At 38.5% G+C, this 19,505-nt stretch carries 16 protein-coding genes; 10 read left to right on the top strand and 6 right to left on the bottom strand.

Annotated elements, in window-relative coordinates; all coding sequences use genetic code 11:
- Positions 1–94 precede the first annotated feature (94 nt).
- Positions 95–949: an SDR family NAD(P)-dependent oxidoreductase gene (locus RM541_RS01925; protein WP_311498536.1), complete on the top strand. Its 855-nt coding sequence runs from the start codon at positions 95–97 to the stop codon at positions 947–949.
- A gap of 86 nt (positions 950–1,035) precedes the next feature.
- On the opposite strand, the gene RM541_RS01920 is transcribed toward RM541_RS01925, so the two are convergent.
- Positions 1,036–1,509 carry a hypothetical protein gene (locus RM541_RS01920; RefSeq protein WP_311498535.1) on the bottom strand — a complete coding sequence of 158 codons (474 nt, stop codon included), beginning with the start codon at positions 1,507–1,509 and terminating at the stop codon, positions 1,036–1,038.
- A gap of 240 nt (positions 1,510–1,749) precedes the next feature.
- Between RM541_RS01920 and RM541_RS01915 the strand changes: the two genes are divergently transcribed.
- From RM541_RS01915 to RM541_RS01900, 4 genes are all read left to right on the top strand, one after another.
- Positions 1,750–1,998, top strand: a complete 249-nt coding sequence (locus tag RM541_RS01915) for a DUF7218 family protein (protein ID WP_311498534.1) — start codon at positions 1,750–1,752, stop codon at positions 1,996–1,998.
- Between the two features lie 172 nt (positions 1,999–2,170).
- On the top strand, positions 2,171–2,944 hold the full coding sequence (gene ku / locus RM541_RS01910; RefSeq protein ID WP_311498533.1) for a non-homologous end joining protein Ku: 774 nt from the start codon (positions 2,171–2,173) through the stop codon (positions 2,942–2,944).
- A complete protein-coding gene (gene ligD, locus RM541_RS01905; RefSeq protein ID WP_311498532.1) occupies positions 2,944–5,406 on the top strand; it encodes a DNA ligase D in 2,463 nt (820 codons plus the stop codon). The genes ku and ligD overlap by 1 nt, the downstream gene beginning before the upstream one ends.
- Positions 5,407–5,477: 71 nt before the next feature.
- Positions 5,478–6,515, top strand: a complete 1,038-nt coding sequence (locus RM541_RS01900) for an App1 family protein phosphatidate phosphatase (protein WP_311498531.1) — start codon at positions 5,478–5,480, stop codon at positions 6,513–6,515.
- A gap of 375 nt (positions 6,516–6,890) precedes the next feature.
- Here RM541_RS01900 and RM541_RS01895 read toward each other — a convergent pair whose 3' ends face one another.
- Positions 6,891–7,505 carry a deoxynucleoside kinase gene (locus RM541_RS01895; protein WP_311493608.1) on the bottom strand — a complete coding sequence of 205 codons (615 nt, stop codon included), beginning with the start codon at positions 7,503–7,505 and terminating at the stop codon, positions 6,891–6,893.
- 263 nt (positions 7,506–7,768) lie between these two features.
- On the opposite strand from RM541_RS01895, the gene RM541_RS01890 reads away from it, so the two are divergent.
- A complete protein-coding gene (locus RM541_RS01890; protein WP_311498530.1) occupies positions 7,769–8,689 on the top strand; it encodes a DUF302 domain-containing protein in 921 nt (306 codons plus the stop codon).
- Here RM541_RS01890 and RM541_RS01885 read toward each other — a convergent pair.
- From RM541_RS01885 to RM541_RS01870, 4 genes are all read right to left on the bottom strand, one after another.
- On the bottom strand, positions 8,686–9,069 hold the full coding sequence (locus RM541_RS01885) for a DUF6122 family protein (protein WP_311498529.1): 384 nt from the start codon (positions 9,067–9,069) through the stop codon (positions 8,686–8,688). The two genes, RM541_RS01890 and RM541_RS01885, sit on opposite strands and share 4 nt — an antisense overlap.
- Positions 9,070–9,087: 18 nt before the next feature.
- A complete protein-coding gene (locus RM541_RS01880; protein ID WP_311493603.1) occupies positions 9,088–9,420 on the bottom strand; it encodes a DUF202 domain-containing protein in 333 nt (110 codons plus the stop codon).
- A 154-nt stretch (positions 9,421–9,574) separates the two neighbouring features.
- Positions 9,575–11,329, bottom strand: coding sequence for an SLC13 family permease (locus RM541_RS01875; protein ID WP_311498528.1), 1,755 nt, complete (start codon positions 11,327–11,329; stop codon positions 9,575–9,577).
- A 280-nt stretch (positions 11,330–11,609) separates the two neighbouring features.
- Positions 11,610–14,882, bottom strand: coding sequence for an amidohydrolase family protein (locus RM541_RS01870; RefSeq protein ID WP_311498527.1), 3,273 nt, complete (start codon positions 14,880–14,882; stop codon positions 11,610–11,612).
- A gap of 284 nt (positions 14,883–15,166) precedes the next feature.
- Between RM541_RS01870 and RM541_RS01865 the strand changes: the two genes are divergently transcribed.
- The 4 genes from RM541_RS01865 to RM541_RS01850 all read left to right on the top strand — a co-directional run bounded on the left by RM541_RS01865 (position 15,167) and on the right by RM541_RS01850 (position 19,474).
- Positions 15,167–17,524 carry an AAA family ATPase gene (locus RM541_RS01865; protein WP_311498526.1) on the top strand — a complete coding sequence of 786 codons (2,358 nt, stop codon included), beginning with the start codon at positions 15,167–15,169 and terminating at the stop codon, positions 17,522–17,524.
- Positions 17,525–17,809: 285 nt separating this feature from the next.
- The gene (locus tag RM541_RS01860) at positions 17,810–18,277 is read left to right on the top strand and encodes a DUF423 domain-containing protein (protein ID WP_311498525.1); all 468 of its coding nucleotides are present in this window, start codon (positions 17,810–17,812) and stop codon (positions 18,275–18,277) included.
- Between the two features lie 445 nt (positions 18,278–18,722).
- Entirely contained in the window at positions 18,723–19,220 is a 498-nt protein-coding gene (locus RM541_RS01855) for a hypothetical protein (protein WP_311498524.1), read from the top strand.
- A 62-nt stretch (positions 19,221–19,282) separates the two neighbouring features.
- Positions 19,283–19,474, top strand: a complete 192-nt coding sequence (locus tag RM541_RS01850) for a hypothetical protein (protein WP_311498523.1) — start codon at positions 19,283–19,285, stop codon at positions 19,472–19,474.
- Positions 19,475–19,505: the final 31 nt, after the last annotated feature.

Below are 19,505 nucleotides of genomic sequence, written 5' to 3'. Positions count from 1 at the left end.
AAACTTATTATAATCACCCGTTTTCCTTTAAAATTCTGAATTTGAAGTGGTAATTTCAGGTAAAATGTTTATTAACCAGACTAAAAAAAGAATAATGGGAAGATTAGAACAGAAAACAGCGATTGTAACCGGTGGCGCCACAGGGATTGGAGAGGCAATAGCAAAACGATTTTGTGTTGAGGGGGCAAAAGTGCTTATTATTGGCCTGCCAGATAATCCTGTAGATGCCGTTGTGAAAGAAATTGAGGAAAAAGGAGGTGAGGCTTTAGCTTTTCACAAAGATATTTCTTCCGAAGAAAATGTGAAGGAAGCTCTAAAAATAGTTATTGATAAATGGCAAAAACTGGACATTCTTATTAATAATGCCGGTGTTTTTCCTGAAAGCAATACTGCAGATGAATTTTCTGTAGAAGCATTTGATAATCTTATAAAGAACAACGTCCGCACCACGTTTATGTTTACAAAATATGCTTTACCGGAATTGCAGAAAACAAAAGGTTGTATTGTATCTGCCGGATCAGAATCGGCAATTCTGGGAATTCCTGAAGTGGCGGTTTATGGTGGAACGAAAGCATTTAATCACGCGTTTACCAAAGGAATTGCCGGCGAACAGGCGAAAAACGGCGTGAGGGCAAATATTGTTGCACCGGGAGCCATAGATACTGCCTGGACACATAAAGAAACCGGTCCTATGAATGAAGAAATGGAGAAAACAATAGTAAATGCGACTCCAATGGGCAGGCGCGGTACTGTAGAGGAAGTTGCCAACATATATCTATTCCTGGTTTCAGATGAAGCTTCTTATGTTACAGGTTCTGTTTATTCTGTAGATGGAGGGATTACCATAGGAAAAGGAGCAGTGGGACAACAGGTTCCGGATGAAATGAAAGATAAAGACGTGAAAACGGACGTGAAGCACTCCAAAGAGGGAGCTACTGAGATGAAATAAAAATTTTTCAAGGTTTTGGCTTACAATATTATAAGTAATTACCTTCAGGACTTTCTATAGAAAAAATGGGGAGTTTTGAAGGTTTGTTATAGCCATCCAATGGGATATTTTTTGATTCCCATGATATTCATTTCCTTAAGAGTGAGATGAATTTTGTGGCGGTGAGACATGAGTTTTTCTCTTATCTTACCATCGGTTGCTTTGGCTAAACATTCTAAATATTTTGCATAGCTCCTGGTCTCACGTTTAAAAGTTTCGTAGAAGTTTCGTCTTCCCGAAAGTTTAAAGGCCGGAGAGCTATTTTTGATTCTCTTCGGACTGGTGAATTTGGGAATGTTATTGTTACTAACAATATAAACTTCCTGTTGTAGCTCTTTAATAAGCTTATCAAGCTCTTTATTAAAGGTTTCCTTTTGCTTACAAAGACGTAGAAAAACGTGTTTCACATAAAGTTTGTTACAGGATAAGTAGGCATTTTGGTAGAAATGGCAATTTATAAGATTGTCAGATCTTAGCTCTTCCAGCAATTCAATTAATAATATTTTCTTCTTTATTTTCATTATTATTAAAAATTTGTAATATAAATTTAGGATATGACAAGGGAGTCCGTTAACCCATTTGCGTATTTAACAAATATTTAGGTTTGTTTAATGTTTTAATTATGCAGTACTGAAATGAAACCGAAAGCATGGTGTTACAGCCAAGTCACCCGAGTTAAAACAGCGTTAATCCAAAGTATTTGTTTAAGAAGAACAACCTTTTATTGTAGCTTTAATAGTCTAACTTCTAAAACCTGCATAATGGCAAAAGATCATGGACCACAGATAAAAAATGATGAGCAGTATGAAAAATTACGTGATAAGGGCATGAGCAAAACTAAAGCCGCGCGTATAGCAAATGATCCAAACTCAGGAGAAAAAGGAGGGGAAGCAGATAAATATGAAGAACGAAGTAAGGAAGATCTGTACGAAGAAGCCAAAAAAGTAGGAGTAGAGGGAAGGAGCAAAATGAGCAAAAAGGAGCTGATTAAAGCCTTGAGGAATTCTTAGAACATCCTGACATTTTTAACATTTTTGTTCGAAGGAATTTTCCTATTTAGTTATAAAATTTTTGTTTTTTCTGTAGGAGAATAAATTTGATTCGGCTTCTTTTTCAGGAGCAATTCTGAAGAAGAAAAGTTCTTCAGGTTAAACACTAATACTAAAATAAATCAATACCAATATGAGATCTATTTGGAACGGTTCAATAAGCTTTGGTTTAGTATCTATACCCATTAAAATGTATTCCGGTTCTGAAGATAAAAAGATCGACCTGGATATGCTGGACAGGCATGATAATGCCCGTATCCGTTACAAAAGGGTAAACGAAGAGACAGGAAAGGAAGTAGAATGGAAGGATATTGTAAAAGGGTATAAACAGGACGAGAAATATGTGGTGTTGGAAAAAGAAGATTTTGAAAACGCCAATATGAAGAAAAGTAAGACCATAGATATCGAGGAATTTATTGAAGAAAAGGATGTTGCAGATGTTCTTTTTAAAAAGCCTTATTTCCTCGAGCCACAGAAGGAAGGCGGAAAATCTTATAATTTACTGCGCAATGCATTAAAGAAAACCAAAAAACTAGGTGTGGCGACTTTTGTGATGAGACAAAAGGAACATCTTAGCCTTGTGGGGGTTTATAAAGATGCACTGGTTCTCCATGTGATACGATTTTCTGATGAAATACGTGATCCCGGAGACCTGAAATTACCCGAAACCAAAGTAGCCAAGAAAGAGGTAGATATGGCAATATCACTGATCGAACAGTACACTACAGACTTCAGTTTCGAGAAGTTTAAAGATGTTTATAATGATCAATTAATGAAGATCATCAAGTCCAAATCTACCGGAAAAATTTCCAAGGCAGAGAAATATGAAAGCAAACCTACTCCTGCAAAAGATCTTATGGCGCAACTTAAAGCAAGTTTGGATAAGAAGAAAGGTAAAGCTTCCTGATGGGCTTAGAAGAATACTTCAAAAAGCGAGATTTTGAAACCACCCCCGAGCCGAAAGGATCAATATCCAATGATGGTGGGCAGCTAAGGTTCGTTATCCAGCGGCACCAGGCCAGTAGATTACATTACGATTTAAGGCTGGAAATGCAGGGAACGCTTAAGAGCTGGGCTGTTCCCAAAGGTCCTTCTATGAATCCCGATGACAAGCGCCTTGCAATTCAAACAGAAGACCATCCTTTACAGTACCTTACTTTTCACGGCACGATTCCCAAAGGCAATTATGGCGCCGGGGTAATGGACATCTGGGATGAAGGTGTCTACAGGGGAACCGGTGGAATTGATAAAAAGCAGCTTATTGAACAACTTAAAAAAGGTGATCTAAAACTGGAATTCTTCGGAAAAAAAATCATGGGGACTTTTGCGCTTGTGAGAACCGGACGGGGAGAAGGAAATCAATGGTTACTGATCAAGAAAAACGACGACTTTTCTATTGATACACCGTACAATGCTGAAGATTACACTTCTTCTGTAGCAGTAAATCCGCCGGAACCTAAGGTCAAAACCCTTCAGCCTACCGAGGCTATTAAACCAATGATGGCTACCACCACAAAATCTATTTTTAATGATCCGGAGTGGATTTATGAACTTAAGTGGGATGGTTACCGCATGATTGCCAACGTAAAAGATGGTGAGGTGGAGCTGTATTCCAGAAACGGAATTTCCTATAACCAGAAGTTCGCCAGGTTGGTAAGGGACCTGGAGCAAATTGATCACAATGCGATCCTGGACGGCGAAGTTGTGGTGGTGGATAAAAAGGGAATTCCAGATTTTCAGAAGTTGCAGAATTACGATGAAACTACGTTGGGAGAATTACGATTTTATGTTTTTGATATGCTGTTCCTGAATGGACTCAGTATGATGGAACTTCCGCTGGTTCAACGAAAATCATTAATTGAAGAAGTAATAGAAGATACTTACCATACTTACTATTGTGAGCATATGGAAGGTATGGGAAGTACGTTCTTTAAACGGGCAATAGATGCAGGAATGGAGGGTGTGATTGCAAAAAAAGCAGATTCTACATATTCCCCGGGTTATCGCAGCGAAAAATGGCTGAAGATAAAGTCTATAGAAAGCACTGAAGCTATTATTTGCGGCTATACAGATTCTGAAAGTGGTAGTTTTGGTTCCCTTATCCTGGGAATGTTTAAAGTTGAAAAACTAACCTATATAGGAAATTGCGGATCGGGATTTTCAGCTTCCAAACAACGGGAACTGATCAAAATGTTTGAAGCGAGGGAAACTGATGAAAATCCATTCGAAAAAAAAATTAATCTGAAGGGCCGAAAACCAAACTGGATAAAACCGGAATTGATTTGTGAAGTTCAGTTTACTGAGTGGACCAAAAGTGGAAATATGCGACATCCGGTTTTTAAAGGGCTCCGAAATGATAAAAATGTTCCCGAAATAACCGGCGAAAAAGTAGTGGAAACGCCCGTAGAGGAAACCCCGGTTTTAGCTTCTGATTCACCTTCGGGGTCGGCTTCAGGTTCATCAAAAGCGGGACATTTGGAAATTGGCGGAATAGAAGTTCCTTTCACCAACCTTGATAAAATCTACTGGCCAGATTCCGGATTTACGAAGTATGATCTTATCGATTATTATTTAAATATTTCCGAAGTTATTCTTCCGTATCTAATCGATCGTCCGCAAAACCTTCATCGCCATCCAAACGGAATTAAAAAAGATGGCTTTTACCAAAAAGATAATGAAGGTATTTTACCGGACTGGATTGAAACGACTAAAATTCATTCAAAATCTTCAGAAAAAGATATTGAGTATATGCTTTGTCAAAAAGAAGCGACTTTGCTGTACATGGCAAATCTGGGTTGTATAGAAATTAATCCGTGGAGTTCGCGTGTTCAGAATCTCGAGAATCCAGATTTTACGGTAATTGATATTGATCCTTCAGAAAAAAATACCTTTGAAGAGGTGATAGAAGTGGCGCAGGCAGCAAAAGTGGTGCTGGAAAAAGCAGGGATAGAAGGCTATTGTAAAACTTCCGGATCAAGTGGCATCCACGTTTACATTCCGCTGGGAGCACTTTACACCTACGAAGAAGGACGGGATTTCACGAAGTTACTCTGCTATTTCATCAACGAAATGTTACCAGAAATTACTACGATGGAAAGAAATGTAAGAAAGCGCAAAGGAAAAATCTACCTGGATTTTCTTCAGAACAGAAGGGGGCAAACTCTTGCTGCACCTTATTGTGCAAGACCAAAACCGGGCGCAACGGTTTCAGCACCGCTGCTTTGGAAAGAGGTAAAGTCAGGATTGCAATTATCAGACTTTAACATTAAAACTATGCCGGAAAGAATAGAGCGGAAGGGGGATTTGTTTGCGGGCGTGCTCAAATCTGGAATAGACATGGGGGAAGCGTTGGAACGATTGAATGCGTAATGGACGAAAATTGGCAATTTTCGGCATTAGCTGTTTTGCCACTATATTAATAAGAATAGAATCGCTTAAAAATGTTTAAACGCTTAAAGAAATTTATAGGAAGATATAAAAATCTTGATCAGGTACTTATAATTCCTTACCGCAGCTATGGTACGTATTCCCGGCTTTACGTTTTTGGCAGGGCATTGGATAATGAGCCGCTAAAAATCGTTCAGGATCAGTCATTTTGGAAAACATCAAAAAATACCTGGAAGCAGTTTGACAGTTTTGAAATTCCGGATGCTGAAATAGAACTTGTCATACCAGGAAAAATTAAACTGAGTCATAAAACCAATGGTGAAGGGTATTTTCTCTTTGATAAAACGCTAAAAGAAAATGTAGCCGAATATGCAGATGAAGAAGGCTGGATCGATTATCAGCTGCATTACAAAGGTGAAATTTCACCTAAGACAGAATTACTGGAAGATTACTTTAAAGGTGAATTTCTCGTGCCTTCTGCAGATGCCGAATACGGGGTAATTAGTGATATTGACGATACCATCTTACATACCGGGGTAACTTCATTTTTAAAGTGGCGCTTGCTTAAAAATTCTTTGCTTACCAATGCCTATCGCCGGATTCCGTTAAAAGGTGCACCTGATTTGTACAAAAAACTGCACCATGGAAAAAGCGGAAAAAACCAGAATCCGATGTTTTACCTGAGTAATAGTCCGTGGAACATGTACGAATATCTGAAGCTTTTCCTGGATCATAATGAATTTCCAAAGGGACCTATTCTACTTCGTAATTTCAGGACACCTTTTGACAGGACCACAAAACCGGAAAAACCTCATAAACAAAAGGAAATAGCGAATATCCTGAAGACCTATCCCGATCTAAAGTTTATCCTGATAGGGGACAGCGGGGAACATGACGCTTCGATTTATACTGAAATTGCCGCCCAGTATTCCGACAGGATTCTGGCCATCTATTTACGTAGTGTAAAACATAAACGGCAAATGGAAAGGGTGCAAAGTGTAATTGATAATTTTGATTCCACGCCGTTACTAATGGTCCATAGTTCTGAAGAAGCTGTTGAGCATGCCAGGGAGAATGGGTTTATAAAGTAATTAATCCTAATTCTTAGAAATGTCAGGGCTCAAAAAACCTGGAGGAATATTAAGGCAGACCTTAAAATTGGCAATTATCAGTATTATTATAATTTTAGAGCTTGTGTTTAAATTTTCGCCCTTTCTTTTTCCTTAGATGAAAAAGAAACAAAAAATCAAGGCTTACGAAACTTTATCTAAATTTCTCGTTCGCCACCTAAATTTTATGAACTCGCTGTCAAATTTCTGCTAATACATAATTCTGCACAGCTCAAACAGCATAAAATTTTACGGTGGCTTCACGTCAAATTTTACGATAAACTTTCGATAGGCCGGTCAAAAAAGACAATTCAACTTTAGAAACTACACACTTCTCACTTTCCTCTCTTTCAATTTCTAAAACAACCCGTGGAGTTCCGCGTCTATTCTGTTGATAATATCTCCTAGATCCTCTGGATTTTCCACAAAATTAATGTTGTCCACATCAATGATCAGCAAATTACTCTTGTCGTAATCGTGTACCCAGGCTTCGTAACGTTCGTTTAGCCGGCTTAGGTAATCAATAGAAATAGAATTTTCATAATCCCGACCACGCTTCTGAATTTGTGCTACCAGGTTAGGAATACTGCTGCGCAGGTAGATTAATAAATCCGGACCCTGCACGACGCTTTCCATAAGGTCAAAAAGCGATTTATAATTTTCAAAATCACGATTAGGCATCAGGCCCATAGCATGCAGGTTAGGAGCAAAAATATGTGCATCTTCATAAATTGTCCGGTCCTGAATAATATCTTTTCCGCTTTCCCTAATCTGAAGGATTTGCCGGAACCTGCTGTTTAAGAAGTAGATCTGAAGGTTAAAAGACCATCGCTCCATTTTATTGTAAAAATCTTCGAGGTAAGGATTTTCCAGAACATCTTCGAAGTGGGCTTCCCATTTATAATGTTTGGCGAGCAATTTGGTAAGAGTGGTTTTTCCGGCCCCAATGTTGCCGGCGATGGCTATGTGCATAGGTGTAGTTTTTTGGGTGATTGATGATGCTGTTGAAATTAAAACAGCGGGGGTAAAGATACAAGTTTTAGAGCAAAAATATATTCCTGGAACTGTTATGGAATCTCTATTTATGGAATTTTTATTTCGGTTTAACGTTAAGGCCTGGAAACGAGTTCCAACGACAAATGCAGATTATTTCAGGCATCTGCAAGGAATAAAAAACGACAAAGATTTCTTCCGTTTAGGGATAAATTTTAAATTAAACCTTTTAAGATACTGCTATGAAAAAACTCTGTTGTTTATTTTGTCTTTGCCTTGTGTTCATCGGCTGTAATAATGATGATCCCGGGGATGTTTTATTCTCTTCAGATGTGATGAGTGTGACCGGGACCCGATATTCTGCAAGTAATAATGCATATGATCCCACTTATTCAGGCTTTATAAATGCCGTAAACCAGAATGCTGATTCAGACATAATTGCTGAAGTAGATCATGCCGCGAATGCCATAGCTACCGGGCGGGTTCTAAATTCTACAAACATTGTGTTTTTTACGGTTCCTACTTATGAAGCACAAATACTGGCAGAAAATCCGCTGGCGGGATTAGATCTTCCCAATAAAATGATGTTTTATCAGAATGAAAATTCTGAAGTTTTTGCCGTTTACAATTCCATGCCTTACTTGAATTCGCGCTACGGACTCGAAGCTTCAGAAAACCAGGATGACTATGCCAACTTGCTGAAGAATCTTGCGAATGCTGCCACTACTGCTGAAGTTAAATTTTCTGCAGATGCAATGGTGGGTTTGGAAGAAGGAATTATCACCGCAGAAAGTACACGTAATTTTGAAGAAACCTACAACGCATTACGCAGCAACATTTCTTCAAATGAAAACCTGGATATAGTGGCACAGGTAGATCATCAGGAAACCGCGGCGGCCGAAAATGTGGAAATTCCGCCTTCAACTTTAATCCTGTTTTCTTATCCCGAATTGGAAGCGCAACTTATGCAGGAATCGCAGACGGTAGCGCTGGACCTGCCGCAAAAAATACTGGTCTGGCAGGACGAAGAGGAGGTAGTGCATGTATCGTATAACGATACAGATTATCTCATCAACCGGCATATGTTAACAGGAAATTCTGAAGAACTGCAGCAGATTGTTCAGATTTTTGAAACGCTGACTGCTGTTGCTACAGGAGATTAATTAAACCAAAACTCCTTCAGCTTATAAATTTCAGAAGAATAATAGCATTCGCTGCATTTGGAGAACGACCAGAGACAGTCAATAAAATCAGTAAGCATATGGAAGAGCAGGCCGATAAAAATTAGTCTGAAAACCTGGTGCTTCACAAGAATACTTCCGAAGAAATATATGATAATTGCCATTTCTGAGTGCAGGGGATGATAACCAATTCCGCAGCGATCGGGATCAAAAATTGGGGTGGCAAAAAGATGATCAAGGTCCACCAACATGGTAGCCAGCAGAATAAGATAAGATCGTTTCCAGTTTTTGCGATCCACCAGCCCTGCAATAAGCGCAATAGCTACAAAATGTAAAAAATAATGGATCAAAGGTTGAAGCATGGGCGTGGGCAAGTAATTTTAGTCTTTATCAGCCTTTTTCTGCTCTTTGGGATCGTCTGGCTGGAGCAGCCTGTTAAGCTTTTTGTTCAGTGCAATATATCTCCAGATACCCACGGTGATAAAAACAACACAGATAAAAAGGGACAGGTAGCCCAACCATTTTACATGATCATATTCCTTAATTTGCAACAATGCCAGCCCGCCAATAAGTAAATACAAAGAAGCTCTTATATAAGAAAGTACTGTGCGTTCGTTTGCCAGCTTTGTACGCTCCAAAGCGAGGTGTTCCCTGATGAGTTTCTCATCAATAATGCGGGTTTTAAACGGGTTGTGCAGTTTTACTTTTCTCATTTAACAGGAAACGTAAATGCAAAATCGGCTTATAGAAAAAGCCGGTTTGCATGATTCATTTTGAAAGGTAAAAATAAAAAGTCATTTTGGTCTAAACTGAAGAAAAATTCTAAACAGATCATAGTCTTAAAATGGCATTTTCGTCTTTTAGTATTTATAAAGGCCAGAATACAGGTACCAGCAACAGGATAATTACCAGCAGGATTAACGTGAGCGGAACACCTGTCTTAATAAAATCCATAAACTTATACCTTCCCGGGCCGTAAACCAGAATACAGGAAGGTTCAAACGGAGTGATAAGGGAGACAGATGCCCCCAGCATAATTGCGATGGCAAAAGAACGTGGGTCTGAACCCAGTAATTCCGCAGCCTCAATGGCCACGGGGAGAACAACAAGGGCAGCAGCAGCATTGGACATTGGCTGCGTTAGTAGAATTACCAACACCACGAAACCCGCGAGTACATACATTATGCCCAGGTCTCCCAGGAGGTAGATTATATTTTCAGCAAGAAATGTTGATGCGCCTGAATTTTCCATGGCAGTTCCAAAGGCGCTCATTCCGCCAATAAGGATGAGCAACTTCCAGTTCATAATTTCATAAGCACGCTCTACCGTAATGGCACCTACCAGAATAGTCACCAGCGCTGCGGTAAGAAAGGCTATGGAAAGTGGTACCAGTTGCAGGGAAGCTGCGATGATTGCTATTAAAAATATCACTGCAGAAAGTATTCCTTTCCGTTCATTAAACATGTTTACTTTAAAATCCCCGATTATGGAGAACTCTCCCGACTGGCGCAGGATTTCTATAGATTCTTCGGTTCCCTGCACCAAAAGTACATCTCCAATTTTAAATTTAAGGCTGGCGATTTTTTGTGAAACAGTGGTCTTAAATCGATGGACGCCCAATACCACCACATCATAATTTTGTCGGAATCTTATCTCAGTTAACGAGTGATCTGCCAGCCGGGAACCGGGTGTTACGAGAAGTTCTATTAAATTTATTTTGTCACTTTGTATCTCTTCGTGCCGAATGATATCGGCCAGTACTTTTAAATCGGGCGATTCTTTAATTTTTATAAGGTCATCTACCGGGCATTCTATAAGTAGAATGTCACCTTCTTCCAGTGTCGTCCTTCGGTTTGGAATATTTTCATCTTTACCACGAATTATTTTAATGATCCTTACATCCCAGCGGGACAAATCAGATTTAAACGCACGCTGACCTATAAGATTGGAATTTTCAGAGATAATTATTTCAGAAAGGTATTGCTTGATTTTATAATCTTCAGTAAAACTGGTTTCCTTATAGTCGGGTAAAATTTTACGCCAAAAGAGGAGAATAAATATAATTCCGGTAATACATAAAATCACACCTATCCAGAAAATCTCAAAAAATGCCAGTGGTTCCATTCCTGCCTGGGCAATGTAGCCACTCACCGCCACGTTTGTGGAGGTGCCTATTAGTGTGCAGGTGCCACCAAGAATAGACGAATAGGCTACCGGAATAAGTACTTTGGAAGGACTGATGCCTAGTTTTCGGCAAATACCCACCACGGGTCCGGTAACCAGGGCTGTTACTGTGGTGTTGTTCATAAAGGCTGAAAATGTCGCCGTGACCAACATTGTATAAGTAATAAAAATCGTTTCGCTCTTTAGGCGCTTGATCATTTGAGCACCAAGTTTGTCTAATAAACCCGTTTCAGACAAAGCCCCGGAAATGACAAATATCGAGGCCAGGATAATCATAAAATCACTGCTGAAACCTTCAAAGGCTTCCTTTGGCGTAAGAATTCCCGTGAGTGCCAGAATTACCAGTAGCCCGACAGTTACAACATCAACAGAGAACTTCTCCGTAGCAAAAAGAACTATGGCGACAATTAAAAGGCCTATCACTAAAGCTATCTCCATTGTTCCTGTTTTTCGGAAACTAAAGATATGTAAATTTAGTTCATACCTTCTTTCTCAATTAACACAGATTTAATGTTGGTGGGCTGTTCTTTATAGTTCGTAGTTTTTTGTTCGTAGTTCTTAGTATGAGTCACAACGGATAACCGGAAGCTTTTTTCAATTCGATATGAGCGCAGCGAAAACTTTTCTCCAACCCCGAACTCCAAACCCCGAACTCCAAACTCCAAACTACGAGCGCAGCGACTAAAAAAACTACCGACTACCGACTACAGTCTACAGACTAATGCGCCATACACCCGTGTCCCTGCTCATGCCAGTCAAACGCAGGGCTGTAACGATTATTCTCCCAATAAAAGTCCCCTCTTTCTTTCGGATTATTCCCGATCTCGTTCATGGTTTCGGCGTCGTAAAGTCGGCCGTTTATCATCGTGTAAATAATCGTGTTGGAATTCTGAATATCTTCTAACGGATTCTCCTTTAACACCAGCAAATCGGCTAGTTTTCCTTCTTTAAGGGAACCGATTTCCTTGTCCATTCCAATATATTCAGCACTGTTGATTGTAGCAGTTTTTAAAGCTTCCATATTGCTCATTCGGCCCATCTGGATAAGCCAGAGTTCCCAATGTGCGCCTAATCCCTGTAACTGTCCGTGAGCTCCCATATTTACTTTTACACCTTCATCAGAAAGTTCTTTAGCAGTTTCCGAAACCAATATTGGTCCGTTTTCATATTCTTCCTGCGGGACCATCGTACGGTGGCGGGACCGGGAATCGATGATCTGGCGCGGAGTGAAATTCAGCAGTTTTTCATTTTCCCAAACATTTGTTTTTTCATACCAGTAATATTCGCCGTTAATTCCGCCGTAATTCACGATTAGCGTAGGAGTGTAGCCGGTTTTGCTTTCGCCCCACAACGTTTTTACATCCTTATAAACCGGCGCAATCGGGATGTTATGTTCAATCCCGGTATGGCCGTCCACGATCATGTTCATATTGTGAAGAAAAGTACTTCCACCTTCCGGAACCACATTCATGTTCAGTTCTTTTGCGGCAAGTAAAATTTGCTGACGTTGTTCCCTTCGCGGCTGATTGTAACTTTTTACTGAAGTTGCTCCAAAAGCTTTCGTTCTTCGCAAAGCAGATCTCGCGTCGTCCAGGCTGTTGATCACGGCTTTAAAATCCCCTTCGGCACCGTAAAGAATAATTCCGGTGGAATATAATCTCGGTCCCACCATATCGCCGCTTTTTATTAATTCTGAAATTCCAAAAACCGTCTCACTTAAAGCGGAAGGATCGTGCGCGGTGGTCACTCCAAAAGCAAGATTGGCATAACTTGGCCAGTGTTGCTTCGGCGTAAGCCCATATCGAAAAGCACCTATATGAGCATGCGCATCTACCATTCCCGGCATAATCGTTTTTCCGGATGCATCGTAAATTTTGGCAATTTTTGGCACATTAATTTCTTCTGAAGGTCCAATAGCAACAATTTTATTCCCTTTTATCACAATGGTGCCGTTTTCGATCACTTTATCGCCTTCCATAGTGATAATCCGGGCGTTGGTAAAGGCAATTTGCCCTTCCGGAACGTCTGTTTTTACTTCCAGGCCTATTTTTTGCCCATTTTCAGTGATTGGAGCAATAGAATCTGGCGAATTCTTCAGAAAAGTAAAGCGTTCCGACACTTTATTGGTGAAATATTCGTCGCCCAAAGTCCAGTGTATATTTTGGCTATTATTGGACCAGTGCAAATTAATACCCGCGTCTTTGGTAATTTGCGTTACGGGAAGTGTCTTGGTTTTATCGTCCAGTTCCAGCGGCTGCCCGGTCATTACCAGCGGCGCGATATAAACTTTATGCAGATTGGAAAAAGCGATCCATTTATTGTCGGGACTTGGTAGAAGTCGGTTAGCGTACTTCGATTTTACGTGGGTACGCTCGTCTTCGCCGTTCAGGTTTACACTTTTCAGGTTTTTCTCGAGGTCACCGAAAAAGTAGCCGCCTGTTTGGAAGAAAATCCTGCTGTCGTCTACATTAAAAATTGGAAAATCACCTTCTTTACTAATCCTTCTAATGTTTTCTCCGGAAGCGCTCATGAGGTAAATTCCAGGATTTTTGCTAAAAACCTGTCCCTGGTCGCTGTTTCCGCCTTCCCGTGCAAAAGCGATCATTTTACCATCATTTGAAAATGACGGATTACGATAAATGCCTTTTTTAGACGTAAGCGTAGTTTCATTTCTTCCGGAAACAGAAATCTTTTTAATGCTTCCCATTCGCTGATCATCCCAGGTTACATAAACGATTTCTTTTCCGTCAGCTGAAAAATCGGGTTCAAATTCAAAATCTTCAGAATTGGTGAGACGCTGAGGTTTTCCGTTAGGCAGGTTTTTCTTCCACAGGTAACCCACGGCATTAAAAACAAGCGTTTTTCCGTCGGGAGAAGTGACCGCGTGGCGAATTACTTTCGGATTAAAAGTTTCAGAAAAAACCTCGTGATATGTATGTAAAGCATCGGCAATCTGGATTGTGGTATTCACCTCAAACGGAATATCTTCCACCTCATACGTATCGATATTTGCCTTTTTGATGCCGCCTTCACTCCAGAAAACAAGTTCCTTATTGTTCGGCATCCAGCTAAAACCGGGATAAACACCAAAAATCGCCCAAGCTTCCTGCTGGTCCTTACTTAGCTGATCGTAAACCGGCCACTCTTCGCCCGTTTCGAGATCGTGAATATAAAGCACAGATTTGGTGCGGACTCGTTTTACAAAAGCCAGTTTGGAACCGTCTGGCGAAACCTGTGGTCGCGCAGCACCGCCGGGACCGCCGGTAATTGTCATATTTTCGCCGGTTTCAAAATCATATCTTTTGATCACGTAAATCTGTTTGTTGGGATCTTTGTTATACTGAAAACTGCCGCCGGGATACATATCTTCGCTGTAATAAAGGTAGCGGCCATCGGGCGAAATGCTCGGCTCGTTTACGTCCTGCTGATCGTTTTTGCGCTCGGTAAGCTGAATTCCGCCTTTGCCAGCCAAATGATATTGCCACATTTCGCCGGCGCCCAGGGAACGTCCTGAGGTAAAGTGTTTACGGGCGATAATGGAATTTCCGTCTGCAGTCCAGACGGCATTATTTAGCAGCCGAAAGTCTTCTTCGGTGATTTGTTGGGCATCGCTTCCGTTTTTTTGCATCACCCAGATATTGTCGCCGCCACCCGCGTCGCTGGTAAAGGAAATCCTGGAGCCATCGGGGTTAAACCGCGGTTGCACCTCGTAGGCCATGCCGGTTCTTAAAGCTGTGGCTTTCCCGCCGGTAACGGGCATGCTGTAAATATCGCCCAGCAGGTCAAAAACTATGGTTTTCCCGTCGGGGCTTACATCCAGGTTCATCCAGGTGCCTTCGCTGGTTTGCAGCGGCACTTCCTTAATATTCCAGTCGGTTGGATAAGGATTGGAAACATCCCATGTGGTATCATTTTTCTTTTCTTCTTCCTGTGCGAATACTGCTGAAGAAGATAGTAATAGCAGTAGCGCAGGCAATAATTTATGAAGCATTATGTGTGGTTTTTGAGAGGGCTAAATATAGCGAATGTTTTAAAGTTTTTCTGGAGGGTAGTGGGGAAGGAGGAACGCTAAGGAAACAGAATCTCTAAACCTGTTAAGATCAGGTTGAAAAGTTTTTCGTACAAACTTTTCAGGTTTAATAATTTATCTTGATTTTAACAAAATTCCCTACGATTTTTAGATTTAGATGTGCTGGTGCTGAAAAGACAGAAATTTTGGTGCTGGTGTTTTTCATAGGATTAAGTTGTTGTGGATAATGCAAAAAAGAAAATAGGATGATTACAAAATTCAAATCTATAAATAATCTTGCTGTTTTTCAAAATTTCAGTTGGGACGCAAATATTAGAGATAAAGGGAATAACGTTGTACCATTTAAAAAGATTAATATTTTCTATGGACGTAACTATTCGGGAAAAACTACTCTTTCAAGAATTATAAGAGCATTAGAGACAGGTTCCATTTCTGATAAATATGAAAATCCTCAATTTGAAGTAAGTATTCATAGTATAGCAGATGCTAATCAAGATAATTTAGCCAACCATGGAAAAAAAATAAGAGTTTTCAATGAGGATTTCATAAAAGATAATCTCCGTTTTATAGTCAATTCAGAGGAAAGCATTACGCCTTTTGCTATAATTGGAGGTAATGCTACGATTGAAACTGAAATCCAGGCACTAAAGGATGATCTAGGAGTTGATGAAGAAGATGAGGAAAGTGGATTTTATCTTGAATTGAAGAACGCAACAACTATTGCAAATACCGCTTTACAAACTTATAAAAATAAAAATGATAGCTTAAATAGCCAATTGAGTTTTAAAGCTACCAACAATCCAAATGGAATTAAGTACAAATCTGAAAAGTTTGGAGACCAAAATTACAACATCAATAAATTACAGGCAGATATTAATGTTGTCTTACATTCAAAGTTCAAACCTTCTACAGATGAGGAAATAGAACAAAAGCTTTCTTTATTAAAGGAAAGTGTAAATTCAGACATTCAAGAAATAGCAAAACCAAAGATTGACTTTGATATTCTCAATTCAAAAGCTAAAGAACTTGTAACTAAATCAATAAGTAGTTCGGATAAAATAGAACAACTTTTAAAAGATGCTATTATTAATCGATGGGTTAAAGAAGGAAGACAAATCCATAAAGACAAACTTCAAAATTGTTCATTTTGTGGTAATGAAATCTCTCAAGAACGTTGGGAAGAGCTTGAAAGTCATTTTGACGAAGAATCAGAGAAATTAGAAAAAGATATTGATCATTTAATTTCTGAATTGGATATTCAAATTAATCGTATAGACCTTATAATACCTATAAACAAGAATATTTTTTATTCAAAGTTTCACTCGGTTTTAGATAATCTGATTTTGAAAAGGCAACAATTAATTGACGGTATAAAAGCTGAATTAATTAGGACTAAGAAATATCTTCAAATACGAAAAGATGACTTATTAAATCCTAAAGAATTTGTTGTAATTAGTGACAAGAGTATTGAACTCGAAGAATTTTGGACAATATTTGAAAACCTTCGAACTCAAGCAAATGATTACAGCAATTCTTTAGGAAGTGAGCAAGCAGAAGCAAAAAAAATTCTTCGTTTACGGGAAATAAGTGATTTTGTAGAAACTATTCAGTACGTTAAAGAAATTGCAGAAATCCAAGACTTAAAAGATTCTTCAGATATAGAAACAAATAAAAAAAAAGAGATAGAGAATAAAATTCAACAGCAAAAATTACAGATTGAAGACAAGGAAAGGTTGATGAAAGATGAAGAAAAAGGTGCTTTAAAGGTTAACGAATATTTAAATAATTTTTTCGGGCATGATTTCCTAACATTGCAGGCATTAGAAGAAACAGATAAAAAAATTAGGTTTGAAATTGTTAGGAATGGAAATAAAGCTCATCATTTGAGCGAAGGCGAATGTAGCTTAATTGCATTCTGCTATTTTATGGCCAAACTCGAAGACATAGAAACCAAAGGTAGCAAACCTGTTATTTGGATAGATGACCCAATTTCGAGTTTAGATAGTAATCATATATTTTTCGTTTATAGCCTGATCAATGCAGAGATATTTGCTAAACAAGAATTCGAACAAATTTTCCTATCCACACATAATCTTGATTTTCTGAAATATTTAAAACGGCTACCAAGTGCTTTAAATAAAAATGAATGTGGTTATTTTCTAATATCAAGAGATAAAGAAAATAGTAAGATCAGAATAATGCCAAGATATCTGAAAGACTACGTAACTGAGTTCAATTTTCTATTTCACCAAATTTATAAATGTTCAACTGCAGATGAAGATGATGAAGACCAACATAATTTGTTCTATAATTTTGGAAATAATACCCGTAAATTTTTAGAAGCATTTCTTTATTATAAATACCCCAATGCTAACGACCAACTTGAAAAGCTAACAAAATTTTTCGGAGATAATAGACAAGCTTCTACTATGACTGACCGAATTAATAATGAATTTTCGCATTTAGAAGGATTGTTCGAAAGAAGTATGACGCCAATCGATATTCCTGAAATGAAAAAAACAGCTACATTTATTTTGGACAAAATTAATGAAAAAGATAGTGAGCAGTATGATGCATTACTTATGAGTATAAGGATTGAGTAGAGGGGAAAAAGCACCGCCCACGACAATGAATAACTCGAATTGAGGAATTCTCTCTCAAAAATGCAGGAAAAGAACCAGAGGAAGAAAAAAGTTTAATCCTGATTTCTGTAGATTACATTAATTGTGAAAATCATCTTTGAAGTCATAGCATAAACTGCTTCCATAGCTTTGATAGTATCCCCTTCTAAGCACGAAAAATACATGAGAATCCTACGAAGCCGACAATCCCACATTTCCAACCGTAACATTTAAGCTATAATCGTGACAAACACTAAAGTAATTAACATGAAAGCATGGAATTTTCAGGTAAAAAGTAGTCCTAAAGAGATTGGTGAAAAATTAGAATCCGCCCTGGGATCTGCTGGCAAATTTGTATTTAATATAAGTGATGAGAAGATAAATTCCGTCAGGTTTAAATTGCGCAAACGCATGCTGCTTGGCTTTGAATTAAATTCCCAAAATCATCTTATTGTAAACGGAAAAATTTTAAAAGCAGGTACCGGCAATAAGGCTGGTGTAAAAATTTACTTTACGCCACACATCTTATCGAAATTAGTAATTTTTGCAAATATTATTCTGGGGCTGGGCTTTTTAGCTGCCGTAGTCTTAGAGGTAAATAGCCATTCCTATATGTATATAATTGGAGCGATATTCTTGGTAACAGGAATTTTATTAGCGCTTCATTTACAGAGAACGTTTAAGGAGCATGTTCAGGAATATAAGACGTTGCTTTCGGACGTATTAAAATCTTAAAAAGGATGAAGAACGTGCTAATACGGTAATAGGTGGTGGAGTTTCAAGGAAAAGAATATGATTTGCCTCAGTTATGTCCGGCACAGATGTCGCTTTTAAGAAAATGATTGAAAGTAGCGGGATGGAAGAAAATGAATTTATTTTCCAGGTTAAGAGAGCTGATTTTATTTCGGAGACTGTCCTGTATCGGATTAATGAATAAATAATAAGGGCTAAAAAGCTCCAGTCTTTTCTGTTTTAGTCGTAAAAAATAGAAAATTGTATCTTCCGATTATAATATGAAAATTATGTTGACCAAGGTAATTTTAAAAGACCATCGTGACAGCTCTTCGGAACCATTTCTGTTGATGCTCTTGTAGAGCAAATGGCCTTAAATGAAAATATAGAAAACACAAGTAAAACTATCTGAAAGGGGAAAATGAATTCTTACCCCTTGCCGCCAATCATGAAAAAATTTCTGTTAATAATACTATTTTTAGTTTCAAGTCGGGTTTTAGCTTGTGATTGTGACCCTCCGGATATTACCGAAAAATTTGTTCAATCAGAATTTGTTGCTGACGTTACAATTATAAAAATATATCCGAATGAAAAGAATGAACGCGGATATAAAGCAGATATTAAAATAAACAAACTGTATAAAGGCGAACCAATAAAATCTGTTCACGTATATGGAAGAAGTGACCATAAATTTCAATCTTCCTGTGATATCCTTATTCCTGTCGATACCCAATTGATCGCGTATGCGAGAAAAAACAAAAATGGAAATTACGGAATTGGTATGTGCTCTGGCTTGCTTTATTTGAATGGGACAACACCTCAGAGAAAAAAGCGGGAAGTGGAAATTCTTGAAATGTTTAAATCAAAAGAGATTGATTTTACTGATAAGATAAGTTATGGGAAAAAGGGACACTTAGAGAAAAACTGGGTCAATTCAGAGGTATAAAACTTAAAAAAAATTATGGATTTTATCAAATAACATTCTCCTCTGATTTAGAAATAAAAAGTGTGGAACAAATAAACGGATTTGGTACTCCAATTGACAAAAACCTAATGGAAATTCTTTATACTACTGAATGGACAAGTAGTGATAAAGGAATTAAAGACAAGGTCCCGGAGAACAGTAAATTTTTGATTGGGATCTATTATTATAAAGCCGAAAAGGAAAATCCGGGGTTTTTGAGTCAGTTTTACCATTGAAATATTTAGAGGCAAGAAAATATAAAAAATC

The organism is Autumnicola psychrophila, assembly GCF_031846645.1.
In the GTDB taxonomy this organism is placed as follows: domain Bacteria; phylum Bacteroidota; class Bacteroidia; order Flavobacteriales; family Flavobacteriaceae; genus Autumnicola; species Autumnicola psychrophila.
Note: the sequence above shows the minus strand (reverse complement) of the source record. Positions and strands in the feature narration are given on the sequence as shown.

Excerpts from the sequence above, each read along its gene's own strand:
- RM541_RS01925 (WP_311498536.1), top strand. The coding sequence starts at position 95 with ATGGGAAGATTAGAACAGAAAACAGCGATTGTAACCGGTGGCGCCACA.
- RM541_RS01920 (WP_311498535.1), bottom strand. The coding sequence starts at position 1,509 with ATGAAAATAAAGAAGAAAATATTATTAATTGAATTGCTGGAAGAGCTA.
- RM541_RS01915 (WP_311498534.1), top strand. The coding sequence starts at position 1,750 with ATGGCAAAAGATCATGGACCACAGATAAAAAATGATGAGCAGTATGAA.
- ku (WP_311498533.1), top strand. The coding sequence starts at position 2,171 with ATGAGATCTATTTGGAACGGTTCAATAAGCTTTGGTTTAGTATCTATA.
- ligD (WP_311498532.1), top strand. The coding sequence starts at position 2,944 with ATGGGCTTAGAAGAATACTTCAAAAAGCGAGATTTTGAAACCACCCCC.
- RM541_RS01900 (WP_311498531.1), top strand. The coding sequence starts at position 5,478 with ATGTTTAAACGCTTAAAGAAATTTATAGGAAGATATAAAAATCTTGAT.
- RM541_RS01895 (WP_311493608.1), bottom strand. The coding sequence starts at position 7,505 with ATGCACATAGCCATCGCCGGCAACATTGGGGCCGGAAAAACCACTCTT.
- RM541_RS01890 (WP_311498530.1), top strand. The coding sequence starts at position 7,769 with ATGAAAAAACTCTGTTGTTTATTTTGTCTTTGCCTTGTGTTCATCGGC.
- RM541_RS01885 (WP_311498529.1), bottom strand. The coding sequence starts at position 9,069 with ATGCTTCAACCTTTGATCCATTATTTTTTACATTTTGTAGCTATTGCG.
- RM541_RS01880 (WP_311493603.1), bottom strand. The coding sequence starts at position 9,420 with ATGAGAAAAGTAAAACTGCACAACCCGTTTAAAACCCGCATTATTGAT.
- RM541_RS01875 (WP_311498528.1), bottom strand. The coding sequence starts at position 11,329 with ATGGAGATAGCTTTAGTGATAGGCCTTTTAATTGTCGCCATAGTTCTT.
- RM541_RS01870 (WP_311498527.1), bottom strand. The coding sequence starts at position 14,882 with ATGCTTCATAAATTATTGCCTGCGCTACTGCTATTACTATCTTCTTCA.
- RM541_RS01865 (WP_311498526.1), top strand. The coding sequence starts at position 15,167 with ATGATTACAAAATTCAAATCTATAAATAATCTTGCTGTTTTTCAAAAT.
- RM541_RS01860 (WP_311498525.1), top strand. The coding sequence starts at position 17,810 with ATGAAAGCATGGAATTTTCAGGTAAAAAGTAGTCCTAAAGAGATTGGT.
- RM541_RS01855 (WP_311498524.1), top strand. The coding sequence starts at position 18,723 with ATGAAAAAATTTCTGTTAATAATACTATTTTTAGTTTCAAGTCGGGTT.